The organism is Streptococcus sp. FDAARGOS_256, assembly GCF_002289235.2.
Taxonomy (GTDB): domain Bacteria; phylum Bacillota; class Bacilli; order Lactobacillales; family Streptococcaceae; genus Streptococcus.
In genome coordinates this window covers 1,954,920-1,972,866 of record NZ_NTGM02000001.1, presented here as the reverse complement: position 1 = coordinate 1,972,866, position 17,947 = coordinate 1,954,920, and the positions used below count along the sequence as shown (strand labels likewise).

At 37.5% G+C, this 17,947-nt stretch carries 18 protein-coding genes; 3 read left to right on the top strand and 15 right to left on the bottom strand.

From position 1 onward, the window contains the following. Position 1: 1 nt before the first annotated feature. From A6J84_RS09880 to A6J84_RS09865, 3 genes are all read right to left on the bottom strand, one after another. Positions 2-820 carry a replication initiator protein A gene (locus tag A6J84_RS09880; RefSeq protein WP_095725781.1) on the bottom strand — a complete coding sequence of 273 codons (819 nt, stop codon included), beginning with the start codon at positions 818-820 and terminating at the stop codon, positions 2-4. A gap of 187 nt (positions 821-1,007) precedes the next feature. Next, complete coding sequence (locus A6J84_RS09870) at positions 1,008-1,307, bottom strand: hypothetical protein (protein ID WP_095725779.1); 300 nt, start codon at positions 1,305-1,307, stop codon at positions 1,008-1,010. 45 nt (positions 1,308-1,352) lie between these two features. Further along, complete coding sequence (locus A6J84_RS09865; protein WP_095725778.1) at positions 1,353-1,559, bottom strand: helix-turn-helix domain-containing protein; 207 nt, start codon at positions 1,557-1,559, stop codon at positions 1,353-1,355. A gap of 183 nt (positions 1,560-1,742) precedes the next feature. Here A6J84_RS09865 and A6J84_RS09860 point away from each other — a divergent pair, with 183 nt between their 5' ends. The 3 genes from A6J84_RS09860 to A6J84_RS09850 all read left to right on the top strand — a co-directional run bounded on the left by A6J84_RS09860 (position 1,743) and on the right by A6J84_RS09850 (position 4,540). Then, a complete protein-coding gene (locus A6J84_RS09860) occupies positions 1,743-2,477 on the top strand; it encodes an XRE family transcriptional regulator (protein ID WP_095725777.1) in 735 nt (244 codons plus the stop codon). A 35-nt stretch (positions 2,478-2,512) separates the two neighbouring features. Continuing rightward, positions 2,513-2,977: a TM2 domain-containing protein gene (locus A6J84_RS09855; protein ID WP_095725776.1), complete on the top strand. Its 465-nt coding sequence runs from the start codon at positions 2,513-2,515 to the stop codon at positions 2,975-2,977. 135 nt (positions 2,978-3,112) lie between these two features. Continuing rightward, on the top strand, positions 3,113-4,540 hold the full coding sequence (locus A6J84_RS09850) for a recombinase family protein (RefSeq protein ID WP_095725775.1): 1,428 nt from the start codon (positions 3,113-3,115) through the stop codon (positions 4,538-4,540). 135 nt (positions 4,541-4,675) lie between these two features. On the opposite strand, the gene A6J84_RS09845 is transcribed toward A6J84_RS09850, so the two are convergent. The 12 genes from A6J84_RS09845 to A6J84_RS09790 all read right to left on the bottom strand — a co-directional run bounded on the left by A6J84_RS09845 (position 4,676) and on the right by A6J84_RS09790 (position 17,883). Continuing rightward, positions 4,676-5,437, bottom strand: coding sequence for an SDR family NAD(P)-dependent oxidoreductase (locus A6J84_RS09845; protein WP_095726469.1), 762 nt, complete (start codon positions 5,435-5,437; stop codon positions 4,676-4,678). A 41-nt stretch (positions 5,438-5,478) separates the two neighbouring features. Next, positions 5,479-6,105 (bottom strand): YtpR family tRNA-binding protein, encoded by a 627-nt coding sequence (ytpR, locus tag A6J84_RS09840; RefSeq protein ID WP_095726468.1) that lies wholly within the window; start codon positions 6,103-6,105, stop codon positions 5,479-5,481. A 15-nt stretch (positions 6,106-6,120) separates the two neighbouring features. Next, entirely contained in the window at positions 6,121-6,438 is a 318-nt protein-coding gene (locus A6J84_RS09835; RefSeq protein WP_033583674.1) for a thioredoxin family protein, read from the bottom strand. Next, positions 6,435-6,734 carry a DUF4651 domain-containing protein gene (locus A6J84_RS09830; protein ID WP_002875970.1) on the bottom strand — a complete coding sequence of 100 codons (300 nt, stop codon included), beginning with the start codon at positions 6,732-6,734 and terminating at the stop codon, positions 6,435-6,437. Before A6J84_RS09830 ends, A6J84_RS09835 begins: the two co-directional genes overlap by 4 nt. 93 nt (positions 6,735-6,827) lie before the next feature. Continuing rightward, complete coding sequence (locus A6J84_RS09825; protein ID WP_049478927.1) at positions 6,828-7,901, bottom strand: N-acetylmuramoyl-L-alanine amidase family protein; 1,074 nt, start codon at positions 7,899-7,901, stop codon at positions 6,828-6,830. A 118-nt stretch (positions 7,902-8,019) separates the two neighbouring features. Further along, the gene (locus A6J84_RS09820) at positions 8,020-9,627 is read right to left on the bottom strand and encodes a CTP synthase (RefSeq protein ID WP_049520665.1); all 1,608 of its coding nucleotides are present in this window, start codon (positions 9,625-9,627) and stop codon (positions 8,020-8,022) included. 328 nt (positions 9,628-9,955) lie between these two features. Then, positions 9,956-10,546, bottom strand: coding sequence for a DNA-directed RNA polymerase subunit delta (gene rpoE / locus A6J84_RS09815; RefSeq protein ID WP_000418420.1), 591 nt, complete (start codon positions 10,544-10,546; stop codon positions 9,956-9,958). A 132-nt stretch (positions 10,547-10,678) separates the two neighbouring features. Continuing rightward, positions 10,679-12,256, bottom strand: a complete 1,578-nt coding sequence (locus A6J84_RS10165) for a hypothetical protein (RefSeq protein WP_049520666.1) — start codon at positions 12,254-12,256, stop codon at positions 10,679-10,681. Between the two features lie 70 nt (positions 12,257-12,326). Beyond that, on the bottom strand, positions 12,327-13,547 hold the full coding sequence (locus tag A6J84_RS09805; protein WP_049478923.1) for a DNA cytosine methyltransferase: 1,221 nt from the start codon (positions 13,545-13,547) through the stop codon (positions 12,327-12,329). Between the two features lie 172 nt (positions 13,548-13,719). Then, positions 13,720-14,586 (bottom strand): hypothetical protein, encoded by an 867-nt coding sequence (locus tag A6J84_RS09800; protein ID WP_095726467.1) that lies wholly within the window; start codon positions 14,584-14,586, stop codon positions 13,720-13,722. Positions 14,587-14,589: 3 nt separating this feature from the next. Continuing rightward, positions 14,590-16,707 carry an ATP-binding protein gene (locus tag A6J84_RS09795; RefSeq protein WP_049478921.1) on the bottom strand — a complete coding sequence of 706 codons (2,118 nt, stop codon included), beginning with the start codon at positions 16,705-16,707 and terminating at the stop codon, positions 14,590-14,592. Positions 16,708-16,719: 12 nt separating this feature from the next. Further along, complete coding sequence (locus tag A6J84_RS09790; RefSeq protein WP_049478920.1) at positions 16,720-17,883, bottom strand: DNA cytosine methyltransferase; 1,164 nt, start codon at positions 17,881-17,883, stop codon at positions 16,720-16,722. Positions 17,884-17,947 lie beyond the last annotated feature (64 nt).

Below are 17,947 nucleotides of genomic sequence, written 5' to 3'. Positions count from 1 at the left end.
CCTAGAATCCAAGCCGTGGATCAAATCCATCATCTGACAATCTCAAGCGACCGTTTGACTTACTGCTTGACCGAGCAGGATTCTGCCTATTCTCGACCAGTTCAGCAGTAACAAGGCCTTTCTGCTTCCAGTCCCTCAAGATGCTACTTAGATACTTGAAATAAGGCTTACCGTTGCCGACACACTCCTTGATAGCTAACTTGATAACCTCTTTACTATGGTCTTGCAAGAATACTTTCAAGTCCTCGATTTCAAACGGTGTTGGGTATCGTCCAAACTCTGACAAAATCCAATCATGAACAATTCCCAAATCATTTTGTGGTGGGGTGTCCTCTACACTATATAAAGAGTTAGCACCAGCACCCTCTGGCTCACTCAGTCTTGATATATTAGTCTTGATATTATCAGTCTTGATTGACTGTAATTTTTCCAGTTCTTGACCTGTAATTTTTCCAGTTCCAGACTGTAATTTTTCCAGTTCTTGACCTGTAATTTTTCCAGTTCCAGAAATATATAATCTGTTAGGCTTATTTACACCTTGCTGAACTTCCCTAAGCAATCCAATATCTTGCAAATCTCTCTTTGCCTTAATTACTGTTTTTTCATCACAATTAAGTAAATTCATGAACTGTTTATTTGTGAAGTAGACGAATACGTCTCCATTTTTATCATGCCATTTATTTTGAATAGACAATGTACGTCTATCAAAAATCAACATATACACGACTTTCGCTCTCAGGCTCAAACGCTTATATTCTTCATCTAGCAACCATTGAGGAAATTGGTAAAAAGCATTGTTTTTGACTTCGCTTATTTTCAACCATTCTTTCTCCTTTCTATTTTTCTCAATCTCTTTCTGCTATAATGTAAGCAGAAAGGAGGTAAAGCCATGAGTGATTATCAGTTGGAAGCTTCTTTGATCGTCCTTGGCAAAGAGTACGAAAGAGCCAAGAAAGATGGTAAAGAAAGCTTCAGTATGCATGTCTCTTTCTTTGATGGTTTAGACACTAACTATCATCTTCAAGAGTTTGCAAAACTATATCCCGTAAGGATTGCCCGTCTGAAGTCTGACCAAATAACTTTTCTAATAGATTGACTTCATCTAATGGGAACGGATTGTTATCTATCCTGTCGTTGAAAGTCAATAACACTTCACAATCTTTGTTTTCAAAGTGATTGATAAATTCCACTCTCTCCACTCCGTCGATAAACATTCCATCGACGAAAACTGCGGGGTGGTTTTTTCGTGCAGTTAATAACACATCGTGTTCTGACGTCTTGACTGAAACAACATTTTTATCTTGCATATCGCTTTACTCCTTGAACGAATTTTCGTTCACTTGGTGAAAAAATTAAGCAGTGTCACCTGCTGAAGTGAAAAGGTATTTTAGCTCGTATTCTGGAAAGAATTTCTCCTGAACTAACACAGCTTCTTGAAAAGTGAAAGGGTACTTCCCTTTTAGCTTGTCGCTAACAGTTTGTGATCTTACACAAAGATAGTCAGCGATATCTACAATAGAGATGCCCTTTTCCTTTCGTGCCTCGTCAATATTCAACATACGCAACTCCTTTCTAAACGAATTTTCGTTTATTAGATTTTAAAATTAAGCTCGTTGATGAGCTTGATTATATAATAAACTTTTTTTCGTTCATTGTCAACAAAAAAATGGCAAATTTTTAATTTTATTTTTCTTTACAAACGAATTTTCGTGTGATATAATGTAAAAAAAGGAGAAATAGCTATGACAGAACAGGAATTAAGAGAACTCATAGAGCTGAAATATGGGAGTGTTCGGCAGATGGCATTAAAAGTCAATATGCCAGCTTCTACCATAAATTCCATTCTCAATAGGGGGATTTTAAAATCTAATGTTGATAATATTTTTAAAATCTGCTCAGCGCTTGGGATTCGCCCTGAAACATTGGCTGATGGAGTTGATTTTCATAAACCGGAAACTGAAGAACCCGAAATCCTAACCATCTATAACCAACTAGAAGAACCTAGACAAGAGAAGGTCCTCGACTTTGCCAATGCTCAACTTGATGAGCAGGAAAGTTCTAAGGTTGCTTCGATCTTTGAAAAAGTAAGCAATGAAGATTATATCATTGACTATGTAGAGGGATTGGTTGCAGCAGGACGTGGAACGTTTCAGGAAGATAATCTACACATGGAAGTGAAGCTCAGAGCTGAAGATGTGCCAGAGGAATATGATACAATAGCTAAGGTGGCAGGCGACTCAATGGAGCCACTCATAGAAGATAATGACTTATTATTTATCAGAGTAGCTAGTCAAATTGATATCAACTCAATCGGCATCTTCCAAGTGAATGGCAAGAACTTCGTCAAAAAACTTAAAAGAGATTATGACGGATCCTGGTACTTACAAAGTCTGAATAGTGGATACGAAGAAATCCACTTGTCAGAAAATGACGACATCCGAACAATCGGAGAGGTCGTTGATATTTATAAGGTTTAAAAAATTTAGCGGAATTAAGAAAGGAATATAAAATAATGGCTAAAATCATCAAAGTAACTGGAACAGAGGTTACTATTGCACATAACAAGGAGTATATCAAACTCAATCCATCAGAGTTGAATTTTGTCCCGCAATTAGGAGATGAGGTTGAAGTTCACAAAGTCGACGAAGAAATTATCGTCATGAAAAAAGACAATAAGAAGGATGATAAAATCAATATTAGTATTGTGAACGAAAACAATGCCGTTCAGAATCAGTCGCAAGTCGTTAATACTCAGCAGACTGCTTACGGATTACATTATGTAAATAAATGGGTTTATGTCTTGTTAGCTATATTCTTCGGTGGATTAGGTGCACACCATTTTTATGCTGGTTATAACAGTAAAGGAATTTTTTACTTGCTTCTATTCGTAACTGGTATTTCTATCATTCTTGGATTCTTCCAAGGAGTCCTAGCTTTGTTCAAGACACCTGACGCGAACGGAAAAATTATGGTTTAAATTAAAAAAGCCTCACGCTCTCAAAGTTTGGCGACTCCGAGCGTGAGGCTTACGACAAGAAAGGATTTTCATGGAGATAACCTCGCATGATGTCTTTTCTTGTACCTATTTTATCAAAAAAGGGGTACAAATTCAATGAAAACAACGAATAAAGTGGCTATATATGTCAGGGTTTCAACTTCTTATCAAGCTGAAGAAGGTTACTCAATTGATGAACAGAAAGATAAATTGGAAGCCTACTGCAAAATCAAAGACTGGAAAATCTACGATGTTTACGTTGACGGTGGATTTTCTGGTTCAAACACAAAAAGACCTGAACTGGAGCGCTTGATTGACGATACAAAAAGAAAAAGATTTGATATTGTGCTAGTCTATAAGTTGGATAGGTTAAGCCGAAGCCAGAAAGATACACTTTTTTTAATCGAAGATGTATTTTTGAAAAATGACGTTGCTTTTATCAGCTTGCAAGAAAATTTTGATACTTCAACGCCTTTCGGTAAAGCTTCAATCGGTATGCTTTCAGTATTCGCCCAGCTTGAGCGTGAGCAGATAAAAGAACGTATGATTTTAGGTAAAGAAGGACGTGCTAAAAAAGGGAAAGCAATGTCATGGACGACAATTCCATTCGGATATGACTACTCAAAAGAAACTGGCATCTTATCGGTCAATCCAACTCAAGCGCTCATTGTCAACCGTATCTTCACGGAATACTTAAATGGTAAGTCAGTAGTCAAGGTCATCAGAGACTTAAATGCTGAAGGTCACGTTGGACGAAAAAGACCCTGGGGCGAAACGATAACAAAATATCTACTCAAAAATGAAACATATCTCGGTATCGTGAAATATAGAGGGCGAAAATACGAGGGGCAGCATGAACCGATTATCTCTCAAGAATTATTTGACCTTGTGCAATTAGAGCTTCAAAAAAGGCAAATAGACGCTTTGAAAAGGAATAACAATCCAAGGCCATTCCAAGCGAAGTACATGCTTTCAGGTTTGCTAAAATGCGGATATTGTGGTGGTTCATTAGGTTTATACGTTACTTCTAAAAATCGAAAAGGGAAAGCGTATCAACGCTATCAATGTAGACATAGGTTTGATAAAGACAAGTCAAAAAGATGTAACTCAAAATGGTATGATAAGCAAGAATTGGAAGAGAAGGTCATTGAAAGACTATCAAAAATCAAACTCGAACCGAAGTATCGTAAAGAAATGCTTACAAAGAATGATGAAACTATGAAAGTCGAAGAAATAAAAGAGCAACTGAAAAAACTAAACAATAGACTTGATAAGTTGACCGAATTATATTTGGACGAGATCATAACACGAAAAGAACTTGATACAAAAAACGAAAAAATAAAAATCGAAAAAGCATTTTTAGAAGAACAACTAGAAACCAGGAAGAAGAACACGATCGACATAAGACAACGAAAACTTGCCCGACTTTTGAAAGATTTCAACCCCGAAAAATTAAGCTATGAAGATGTTTCAAAAATTGTAAAATCTGTCGTAAATGAAATAGTTGTCACGAAAGACGAAATGGCGATAACGCTAGACTTTTAAGGGTTTAGCGCTATTTTTGTATTTTAGTCAAATTGATAATGATAACTTTATTATACATATTTTCTTCCTCCTACTTATCTATTCGCAAGGAATCAAAAAAAGTTACAGAAATTTGTAACTTTTCGAGAAAATTTTTTATTTTTTATGAACCATGAAACCTGTCGCCTGTTGATTGGCCATAATGGTCATATCTGTAATCTGCACACGATGGGGTTGACTGGTCACATAGACAACAGTGTCTGCGATATCCTGAGCTTGCAAGGCTTCAATTCCCTGATAGACGGTCGCAGCACGCTCTTTGTCACCATGAAAACGTACCGCAGAAAAATCTGTTTCAACAATTCCGGGTTGAATGGTGGTCACCTTGATATCTGTCGCAATGGTATCAATTCGCAGTCCATCTGAAAAAGTCTTGACTGCAGCCTTGGTGGCTGAGTAAACAGCTGCCCCAGCATAGGCATAAATTCCTGCGGTTGACCCCATGTTGATAATGTGACCCTGATTGGCTTTTACCATTGCTGGCAAGAAACAGCGAGTGACTGCCATCAAACCCTTGACATTGGTATCTAACATGGTCAGCATATCCAATTCTTCATGGTCTTGATAGGGAGCCAAGCCAAGAGCTAGTCCAGCGTTATTGACCAAGATATCAATCTGCCCTATCGTTTCCAAAATATCGGAGCAGACAGTCTTGACCATGGTCATATCCGTGACATCCAGTGGAAAGGTCCAAACGGTTTGATTAGGAAAAGTTTCTGTAAACTCTGACTTGAGAGCCTCTAATCTGTCTGTCCGTCGCCCTGTTAGAACGACATTCTCCCCCTGCTCCAGATAAGCACGCGCAATCGCTTCACCAATTCCAGAGGTCGCTCCTGTAATCACTACATTTTTCGCCATCTTATCCCCCTCTATCTGGTCTATCAGGCACTGACAACTTCCTAGGCAGTCCAGTGTTTGGCTGGGTCAAATGGAGTTCCGACAACTTGGTCTTCTGATAATTCAATAACCCCACGTTTTTGCGGAGCATTTGGCAAATGCAATTCACGAGGGCTGCACATCATGCCAAAACTCTTTTCACCGCGAAGCTCGCCTGGGAAAATGAGATTGCCTTTTGGCATCATCGCTCCAGGAAGAGCTACAATGGTTTTCAACCCAACACGCGCATTAGGTGCTCCTGCCACGATTTGCACTGTCTTGTCACTTGCGACGGCCACTTGGCAGATGTTGAGGTGGTCACTATCTGGGTGAGCGACCATCTCGATAATTTCACCGACAACAAACTTAGGTTCTTTGTCATTGACAATCTCTTCTGCAAAGCCTTCCGCTCGCAACTCTTGGTTTAAACGAGCGACTTGCTCATCTGTCAAAAAGACTTGACCGCGCTCTGCAATTTCAAACAAACTCGAAACTTCGAAAATATTCCAAGCTACTGTTTCCCCATTTTCTTTGATGAACACACGGACTACCTTGCCTTTGCGCTCCACATCCAACTTGGCATCTCCGCTATTTTTCACGATGATCATAAGGACATCGCCAACATGCTCTTTATTATATGTAAAAATCATTATTTCCATTTTCTCCTATTTCAGTCCTGCTAAAAAGTCGTTAATTTGTTGCTTGCTTTTACGGTCACGATTGACAAATCGGCCGATTTCCTTGTCCTTTTCTAGCACAACAAGACTAGGAATGCCGTACACATCCCAGAGTTTAGCCAGATCCAGATACTGGTCTCGGTCCACTCGAATAAAGGTGAACTCTGGATTGGTCTCCTCAATCTCTGGCAAGGCTGGATAGATATAACGACAATCGCCACACCAGTCCGCCACAAAAAGGAAGACCTTCTTGCCATCTTGCTCTACAAAACCTGCTAGTTCTTCTATACTATTGGGAGTAATCATAAGACTTCCTCCTCATAGACTAGGTCTTCATTTTCATAGACAAAGGTATAGTGACGACCATCCTCGAAAATGACTCCTCCGACGAGTCGCTCTAGACTACTTTCGTAGACTTGAACATAGAGAGTCGCAATCTCACCCATATCTGAGAAAAGTTCGCGCACGATAGCGGTCAACTCTTCTTGAGTCTTCATGAGTTTGTGGTTATCTGCTGCTTTTTTGGCACCCAAAGCGAGGGCACTTAGACCAGCCACAGTCAAGCCAGTCATCCATAATTTCTTAGCTTTCATACCATTCATTGTAACACAAAAAGGGCTCTAGGACAAATAGGGAAGTAGCATATAGGTAAGGAAAATCCCCTTCCCTCAATGAGGAAAGAGGACAACTTATCCTTATTGCCAAGCGCCTGAGTTGCCAACATAATAGCCATCAGGTGTGTAGGTATTGCGAAGCATCTTACCTGAGGAATCCAGATAGTACCACTTGTCCTGATCCTTAACCCAATCACTCTCAACCATATCGCCAGAAGAAGTGACATAATACCACTCTCCCTTGTCATAAAGCCAAGTGCTTGCTTTCATAGAGCCTGAAGTTGATAAATAGTACCACTTTCCTTGGTCGTAAAGCCAATCACTAGCAATCATAGCTCCTGATGATTTAAAGGCATACCAGTTGCCACCTTGATAGAACCAAGTTTGATTAAACATAATCCCTTTATCATTCATAAAGTACCAAGTTCCATTGTCTTTAACCCAAGCATTTTGAACTAGTTGGCCTTGTTTTTGATAGTACCAATTTTGGTCTGATTTTAGCCAGCTTTCTGCTTTTACAATCGGATAAAGTTCTCGGAAGGCTCCTCCCCCCTTGTAGGAATGACTGATAGATTCTGGGTTTGTAAGTTTTAACTCACCATTGTCATGGTCTTTCCAAGCATAAACTTTTTGACCATTGATAGTCTCTGGTAAGGTAGCAGTGTAGGTCTTGGTTTGATAGTCCCATTTTGTATCAAGGTAGGTGTAATGGTCTTTTGATTCTTCAATACGGTAGTAGCCACTTTTCTCACCATTATATACATCATCTACCACTTTAGAGGACCAGATCTTTACTTCATTTCCACTCTTGGCCTCGACCTTGATATCTCCTCTATAGCCATAAGGTACGTAGAAATTCAGGTAACGCCCCTCTGTACCGACCATAGACTTGTCCTTTTCTTGGCCTAGGAAATTGACTGTCTGATCTTGACCATTGAGACTGACCATCCATTCGATTTTCTCAGTTTTTGGCAAATCCAAGACTTTGATATCTACTTCATGGCCATTATTAAATCGAAGAATTTTGCCATCTTGATACTTAACCCCACCCTTAATAACCCATTCTTCTTCCAATTCGAATGCTTTTCCTGAATGAGGGAAAGCCAGTAAAGCTAAACCTGCTAGAGACAAACAAAATAGTGTGATTTTTTTCATTGTATATCCTCCTTAGGAATTATTATATTAATAGTATCACTATCTATTTTTTTTGCAAATCTTATCCTAAATATGCTAGAAGAAACCTCTGAGATTGCTCTCAGAGATTAGAAGATAACTAGTTACTATTTTCAACTGCTGCAGTCACAAAGGCAGTGTAGAGTTCTTCTGGGCGGTTTGGACGACTTGAAAGTTCAGGATGATACTGACAAGCCACAAAGAATTTATTTTCAGGAATTTCCACAATTTCGACCAAACGATTGTCTGGAGAAACTCCTGAGAAGACAAAACCTGCTGCCTCAAACTGTTCACGAAAGGCGTTGTTAAACTCATAACGGTGACGGTGACGGCGTTGCACCACTTCTTGATTATGATAAGCAGCCGCTGCTTTAGAGCCACGTTTCAACTTAGATGGATAAAGTCCCAAACGAAGGGTTCCACCCATATCCTCAACATCAACCTGGTCACGCATAATATCAATGATAGGGTATTTTGTATCTGGTGCAAGTTCTGCAGAATTGGCACCTTCAAGACCCAAAACGTGACGAGCAAACTCGATACAAGTCAACTGCATTCCTAAGCAGACACCCAACATTGGAACATCATTTTCACGCGCATAACGGATGGCTTGGATTTTCCCTTCCGTACCACGTTGGCCAAAACCTCCTGGTACGATGATTCCGTCCGCATCCGACAAGAGCTCTGCCACATTCTCTGCTGTCACATCATTGGCGTTGATCCAATTAATCTTCACTTCTGCGTCGTTGGCATACCCAGAGTGTTTCAAAGCTTCAACCACTGAGATGTAGGCATCTTGCAACTCCACATACTTACCGACAAGGGAAATTTTAACTTGTTTTTTCAGGTTCATGACCTTGTCCACCATAGCTGACCATTCTGTCATATCCGCTGCTGGTGCATCTAGTTTCAAATGGTCACAAACAATTTGGTCCATGCCTTGTGCCTGCAAGTTCAATGGAATTTGGTAAAGGTGTTCGACATCCAAAGACTCGATAACAGCTTCTGGAGCCACGTCACAAAACTGAGCTAGTTTATTTTTAATTCCCTGACCAGCTGGTTTCTCGGTACGAATGACCAACATATTTGGCTGGATTCCCAAACCACGCAATTCTTTTACAGAGTGTTGAGTCGGCTTAGTCTTCATTTCACCAGCAGCCTTGAGGTAAGGAAGCAAGGTTGTGTGGATATACATAACATTATCTGCACCCACATCTGCCTTCATCTGACGAAGGGCCTCTAGAAATGGCAAGGACTCGATATCTCCAACGGTTCCACCAACCTCTGTGATAATGACATCAGAGTCAGTCGTGACAGCGGCACGCTTGATTTTTTCTTTCAAAGCATCTGTGATATGAGGAATGACTTGGACAGTTGCGCCAAGGTACTCGCCACGGCGTTCTTTACGAAGAACTTCACTGTAAATTTTACCAGTTGTCACGTTGGAATATTTGTTGAGATTGATATCGATGAAACGTTCATAGTGACCCAAGTCCAAATCTGTCTCTGCTCCATCATCTGTCACAAAGACTTCTCCGTGCTGGTAAGGACTCATGGTTCCCGGATCGATATTGATATAAGGGTCAAACTTCTGAATTGTCACTTTTAGACCACGATTTTTCAAGAGACGGCCTAGACTTGCTGCGACAATCCCTTTCCCAATAGACGACACCACACCACCAGTTACAAAAATATATTTCGTAGACATAGATTCCTCTTTCTAAAATGCTCAAGGCCTTGTTAACTACGAGGGGAGATAGAAAACAAGACCCTTATGAATAACGACATTTCAAGAAAACTTCCTGAAAAACAAAAATAGCTCCCTAGTAACTAGGGAGCCCCGACCTCTAAAAGAGGTGCCCGAACAATATGATACCTTAAAGCAGAACATTTGTCAACCCGAATCGGTAAAACCTGAAAAAAGGAGATTGTTTTCAGAAAGCCAACTAAAGATCCGCATCCAAACGGATATTTCGCTCAACTACTTTGCCCAAGTAACAAAAAAGGAGATCCAGCGATCTCCTTCTTAAGGCACTTTACTCTTCTTCACTTGTTTCAGCGTCATCGTCAGAAAACTCGTCGTCTTCTTCGTTGAGATCCACGTCTTCACCCAAGTCATCAGGGGCGATTTCGTTTATTTCCGCATCGTAAGCTTCCACTTCATTTTTCTCATCATCTGGATTTTCATCATCGTATGAAAGAGCTGGATCTGCTTCGTATGCGTCTTCGTCTTCTGGATCATCCGCATTGTAGTCAATGGCATCTGAATCTCCATCCATGAAGGCATTGACACGCTGCTTCTTAGCTTTTGGTGCTACTTCATCATCATCACTTTCTTCAAGAGCGATGATTTCTTCGTCAATTTCGTCTACACCATACCATGAACGAAGACCCCATTTGTTGTCTCCAAGTGAGATGAAGCTACCGTCAAAGTTCAACTCTGTGTAGAACAAAGGCAAGGCTTCACGAATATCGCTGTTTGATGTTCCAAGGTAGTTTTGAATTTCATTTACAAGATCGCTAAAATGCATCTCATGATCGCGACCACGAAGTTCCAAGATAGCACGCGCTACCTCAATCATAGATAGTTCACTTTTTTCTTGCCCAGCAAATACTTCTAATTCCAAAGCGTTTCTCCTCATTTTTACTACTATCGCCAGAGCAAACAGACTCTGACCTCATTTTATCATGTACTCTTTATTGTACGATAATTTTGCGGAATAGTCAAAGGTTTAATGAGAGAAAGTGACAGGACTTTTTTATTTCTTTGCTACCCAGCCGATAGCATCGCTAGGTGGGTTTTCGGTATCAAGCCAGATGAATTCAATACCAATTTCACCATTTTTAAATTTGGTCAATCGAATGCCGTTGATTTCCAGCTCATTGAGTCGTTGACCTGTCAAGACTTCTCGTTCTTTCAACTGGAAAACACCACGCAAGATCCAATTTCCAAGGATTTCTTGCTTATCAGTTGACTGAATCGCCTTACCAGCTTCTTGGTTGATATAGGCGTTAATAACATCACCAGAAGATAAGAAACGTAATTTAAAAGTTCTTTCCTCTTTTGGTAGAGCTAGTTTTTTAGTGCCGGGTTCAAAAGTCCCAAATCTAGGACCAAAGAAATCAGGTCTTTCATCATGGAAATTTTTGGAGTCAGGCAGAGGAATGTAAACCTCGCTAACTGGACGATAAACCAGCTGTTCAATTTCTTTAATGAGTTTTTCATTGCCAGTATTGTGAGCAAAGTTAATCAAGTCCTCACGAATAGCCTTCATCTGAGCTTTTTCTTCCTTGCTGGTCCATTTCTTCAAGAGTATTTCTTCCAGAGAGAAGCTCACAAAAGCTAGTTCCTCTGGAGCCAGACTATCCTTAAATTTATCTTGAATCTTTAAAATTCGAGGCAGGCGATCTTTCTTAGCTAATTTTGAACCGCCGTTAAAGGCATTGAAACCAGAGTTTTCTTCCACATTTCCATGTTTATCTGTAATCACCCAAGACACTGTTTCTAAGATATCGGATTGTTCCTTTTCAGCTGTCAGCAAATGAAGATTTTCAAAGAGAGAAAAAGGGTCTTCGATATAATGGACGTCCCAAGTATCTACAACAATGTCTTTATTGTTAAAGGTCATATGAAGCTGGCTGTCAGCTGCGGTGTACTTGTAGTGGTGTTTCCCATCTGTAAAACGAAAATTGGTTGGATTATTTTTGGTAGTTGAGCCCTCAATGACCAGATTATCAATATCGACTGGTAAATAAGTCGTCTCCCCAACAAAAATTTTAGGATTTTCCCCCTTCGGTGTTGGCATCAGAACGTGATAAACAGCTTCAACATTGACCGAATCCGAGTTGAAACCCTTGATTTGTGCCTTAGAGGACTCGATTCTCTGGTTTCTCAAAGTCGAAATCTTTCGTGCCAACTCTTCATAACGTTGATAGTTTTCCTTGTCTGCTGCTTCTTTATCAGTAGCAATATCTGCATGAAACTTGATATCACCCAACAAGTCTGTCCAAGATTGAGAATCTTTCTTGAACTGAGCGATTTTTTGGTCTCCAGAATTAATCCCAAAAGACTTGATACCCACTAGGTATTTATGATTTTCATCCACAACGACAGAAGCATCATAAGAAGTATTGGCAATATCTTCCCCTACGGCATTAAAAGCCTTCTGGAAAACAGTCTCCTGAAACTTGGAGTTAACAATCGGAGCCACATAATTCTCTGTTTGTCCCTCATCTTCAGATTCTGCCTTTTGAGAGAAAGCTTGGCTCAAACTAGCGAAGTTGGTAATTAAGGTTTTGTATTTGTCTTTTTGTTCAGACTTTAGATGTTCCCACATAAGCACCCTCTTTTCTATTTTCAGTATATCAAAAGAAGATTAGTTTTTCACTAATCCTCTTATATATTCGTTAATTAATACTGTAAAATTCGAGTTTGCCTTGTTTTTTTACGAGTCTCAAATACTCTTCGTCTGATAAAACGGCTAAACCATCGTCATAAGCCTTGATTTTTTCAAGAGCCTGGTCATAGCTATCCACAAAATCCTTGACATAGGATTGGCCTTCAAACTGGCCGTTCATTTTGGTGTAGATAATGGCGAATTTTCCAGAGCGATCAAGTTGAGATTGCCCTTGGCCCTCATTTAAAGCCTTGGCAACATTCTCTGCGATGCGTTTAATCACAGGAACAACTACGCTATTTCCAGCTTGTTTATAGAGCTGACCGTTAGAAACACCTTCTGGGATTTTAAAGGATTTAGGATAGCCTTGAACATTAAAGGTTTCTTTAGGAGTCAACTTACGAATCTCGCCGCTGTCTGTCAAGATCAATGGAACGTTGTGTCCACCTGTTCCCATATTTGCTGTCAGGGTAGGGACAACACCGTTTTTATTTTCACGGACATACTGACGGCGCCATTGGTAAACTGTATCTTGACTGGTGACTTCAAATTTCAACTGGTCATAGAAATTCTGCTTGCCTTCACGGTAGTAGTAGACCTCGTCTAGCTGATCACCAAAGTTAATCACATCCTGAAGACTCGTAGTCAGCTTGATTTCCTCTGGGAACTCAAACAAGTCATAAGCTTCCTTGGTATCAAAACCAACAATATAGATCCGCTCACGGTTTTGTGGGATATTCCCATAGTCTTTCCCGTTAAGAACCTTCCACTTGATAAAGTAGTTGTTCTCAGTCAAGGCTTCACGAATAACCTTGAAGGTATTGCCATGGTCATGACCGACCATGTTCTTGACGTTTTCGATGAAAATAGCGCGAGGTTTGCATCCCTCGATCATGCGAAGCAATTCGAAGAAAAGATCCCCACGATCATCATCAAAGCCCTTGCGATAGCCCGCAATACTAAAGGCCTGACAAGGGAAACCTCCCATAATCACATCCACTCGCTCGGCTGGAATATCCTCTGGCTGAACATCGTGGATATCACGACCATCCAAATAAGTATCTGGATGGTTTAACTGATAAGTCTGACGCGCATACTTATCAAATTCATTGGCATACACCACTCTGAACTCGTTGGTCTGTTCAAATCCCAACTCAATTCCCCCAACACCTGAGAAGAAAGCTGCAATGTTGTACTTCTCAGGTCGGTTCGAACTTACAGAATTAGTCATGTCTTACCTGCTTTCTAGAAATGTTAGTTATATTAGTAGTATTTTGATAATTTGCAAATAATTGTATTTTATCTTTTTATTGGATATAAAAATATCTATTTGTACCCATATTTTTACTTGCTCCTATGGATTTATCAACAATTTCCTATTATACAATTATGTACTTTCATCATCAATGTTTATTATTGATTATTCTTTTTGGTCTTGATCTCACCAATGCTTTCACTCGTTCTGATAGATGTATCAATAACTTTCTCTCTTCGTTAATTTCCTCTTCTACAATTTGTATACTTTTATCATCAATATTTGATATCACATATCCTTTTACATCATTAAATTCTTCTTTAGAATGAGCTAATGAGTTCCGTTTATCTATCATTCGCATCCAATCATTCAATAATGATTTGTTGAGGGTTTTATCACGTTCACTAAGATAATTATTTTTAAAATCTCTGTAGAGAGATCTATAATTTCTAGAATCTGCCAAGTCAACCTTTAATATTTTTTTTAATTCATACTCTATCTCAGCATTTTCACTCATATACTCTCCTCTAAGAGCATTTAGTTCATCCCATTTTGATAGACTAATTTCAATGGCTTTCTGAAATTCACGTTTAATTACTTCATCACTAGGAGAGGATAAGTTGATAATCATAGTATTATTTAATAATCCTAGATTATCTTCCTTATTAATTTTTGTTATTACTGTCTCCTTTATCTCATCATAATTTTTTGAATAAAGAATAAAAAATTGCTTATAGTTTTCTCGACTTCTTACATCACTTAAAAAGTCAATACCATTATCAATACCATTCGCATATTCTTCTCCTAAATTAAAATCGGATATAAAAAAATCGATTCTTTTAGAACTATCATCCAAAACTTTTCTGGCATCTCCAATGCTTTCACATAAATGACAATTATCTGTTAATAATTGATAACCTTTATCTTCTATAGCTTTTTCTACTATTTTTAAATAGTCGTGAAAAGCATCTTCCATCTCATCTTCTAACCAAATAATACTAATATCTCTACGCATTTTCTAATTATCACCTAATTCAATTATAAAGCTTGTTTCTTCCGTATTTGAAACCACTTTAATTCCCCATTTAAATTTTTTACAAGTTTGTCTAATTATGTACATCCCAACTCCTGTTCCATTTTCTTTAGTAGTAAACCCTAATCTAAAAATATCGTCCTTATTTACTATTTCAGAAGATAATGGCTTATTAGAAGTTATAACTAATCTATTTTCTTCATCTATGAATTTAAATATAATTTTGTCTGCTAGTTGATCCATAGCATTTATAATAAAATTATCTAGTATCATACCTAAATCAAAAATATGTACTCTGGAAGTATGAGGATTATTTGAAAAATCAATTATAATCTCTAAATTTTTATAAGACAGACTGTTTAAGTAACTCTTTATATAACTTTTGACATTAATGTATTTCCTTCCTTTTACTTCAGAAGTATTTAATTTGAGAATTTGGTTTTTTATTGTAAATAATTTTCCAGAAGATTTTTTTAGACTAACAACATACTCGCTCACTCGTTCAAAATCATCTGTCGATTTAAAATCTGCAACAATTTTTTTATTTACTGAATCTATGTTTTTATACACTCCAGTTAATTCATGAGCAAGCAAATTTTGTTGCGCAGAATTATTACTTCCAATTAGAACATCCTTTCTTTTACTTTCCTCCTCTGCTATGTGTCTAGCTATTTCTGCTTCTTTTTGTTTTGTCTCTGCCAATTTTCTAGCTAACTCAGCCTCCTGACGTTGCTGTTCTGCAATTCTTTTATTTTCTTCTGCTTGCTTCCTTTTTTCCTCTGCAAGTTGCTCTTTTCTTTCTAATTTCTCTTTTTCTTCTTGTCGAATTTTTTCCACTTCTTTGCGAACTACACCACCAATATTAACACGTTCACTTATCAACTTATTAACAATTGGTTTTAGCAGTTCAATCAATAAAGTTATCCTTTCATCATTTCCTGATAATCCTTCACGATTTGAAGTTGAAATATCCTCCAAATAATCATTGTCTAAAATATCAAATGAGATTTCCCCTTCTATATAATTACTAAATGCTTGAGTATTATTTAACTGTGGCATAAAATCTGATACTGCCAATTTATCTCTAACATAAAGTCTTAGCTGATTAGCCTTATAAACAGAATTCCTTATAAATCTATTATTGGGATCATTTTTTGTATTTTCAGATGCTTCCACCATATTAATTGTACTGTGGATTCCTATCCAACCAGTTAATTCATAATTAAATTCCTTTGCATCTCCTTGTAAAGTTATAAATTTTCTTTTTCCTTTTAAATTTATTTTAGTAATATCTGATGGATTTAATTTTTTTACCTTACGTAATTTGTTGGATACTTGCTCTAAATCTGCATTTATTTTCACTGAGTCATTTAACAATTTGTTTTCAACGATACCTTCAGAAGTTTGAAAAAAAGCATACAAATTTTTAAATCCAATTACTTTAGAAACTTTTGAAAATTCTATTTTCTGTTTTGCTTTAGTCTTGTACGCCACTTCGATAACTGCACCAATATTGTTTAACAAGTAATAATTAGCCAAATTCATCTTTAAAGAATCTAGCTTTCCCTCTGCAAATCCAGCTAGATTAACTCCAACCGATTTTATCAAAGTCCCCGACTCAAACGAATCCCAAACACTTCTATTTTCAATAGATACATCATCAATGTCAACACGAATTAATTCAGGAATATCGCTATCAGATGCATTTGTAGAGTCTAACATCCAAGCTGTTTCAGTTCCTCCCTTCTTAGAAACTATATAATATTTTTTTGACAAAAATAACGTCGCTAATTTTCCTATACCTTTTCTTCCCTTTGTCTTCTCAGAGAATTCCTCGTTTGATATACGTCTGTTTCTACCAATCAAGGCGTATTTAGTGGATAAATCTTCATAGCTCATTCCGCTACCATTATCTAAAATTTCTAAGATTGAATTCTCTTTATCGATAGATTCTATATAGAGCTTAACATTTGTTGCACCAGCATCTAAACCATTAGCTATTAATTCAGATATTGCACTCCAATTATTAGTATACATTTGCTTTCCTAACAAGTTTAAAGCAAAATAAGAGAAGTTAAATGGGATACTATTAGTTTCTATCATAATTAAACGCCTTTATAATTTATTTTCCTCGAAAAAATTTTTAATTCTATTAGCCAGATGAATACTCAAAATAGGAGGTACAGCATTCCCAATTTGACTATTGATAGCTTGCAATCCACCTACAAATTTATAATTATCTGGAAAAGATTGAATTCTTGCCCCTTCTCTAGCTGTCAAAGCTCTGTTTTGTTCAGGATGAATGCAACGAAGAGAGGATGGTGTTGACAAATTATTTGTTATGGTAGTAGCAGGTCTATCCCACCACAATCTACCGTAGGTATTGTTATAGCCAGAAGTTAGGTATAAATCTTTATCTAAAATACCATCTTTTACCATCCTATTAATATCGTTTTTCCCCTGCCCCTCTCCAAGAGCTCTCATTATTTTTTGTAATCTCTCACCATGATTTCGACTAACATGATTAAGTAGCTCGGTTTGATTTCCTCTTAATAAAGCTTGGTACTCTGTTCTTGGTTCACATATATAATTATTTTTTTGTTCATTATTTCCTAATATAGGTAAATCACTAATTGCATCTCTTAATGTAATTTCATTATTTAGGGTAGTTTCTTCTGGGAATGTCCACTCGAACTTAATTTTTAAATCCTTTCTAATTCCTATCAAAAAGACACGTTCTCTATTTTGAGGAACACCAAAATCTTTTGCATTAATTAATTTAGTATAGACGTCATAACCACTGACATCACCAAAGCTTGATAAATCATTAAAACTTTCTTTTACATTTCTAATGATTGGGCCGTTCTGTTCATTTTTCATAGTTAAAAGTCCATAAACATTTTCAAAAACAAACATCTTAGGTTGGATAAAAGAAAGTATCCTTCGATATTCTCTATACATTTTAGCTCTTTTATCATATTGTCTCTTACCAACCGTACTAAATGACTGACAAGGTGGTCCACCAATAACTAAATCAACTCTTTTTGAACTGATTCCTTTGGATTTTAAAAAATGTTCATCTATATTAGCAATATCTTCCTCAATCATAGTAACTTTAGGATAATTTTGTCTGAAAGCTTCTGCTGCATCATGATTGAATTCATTTGCAAATCTAATATTAAAGTCATTTCTGGAAACAAATTTATTATTTTTAATTGTATTCTGAAAGCCAAAAGTCAATCCTCCAGCACCAGAAAATAAGTCTACAACTTCTATCATTTCTTACCTTTTTTTAAAAAATATTCTCATTTTTCATTATACCAAAAACCTCAGCAAATTGCCG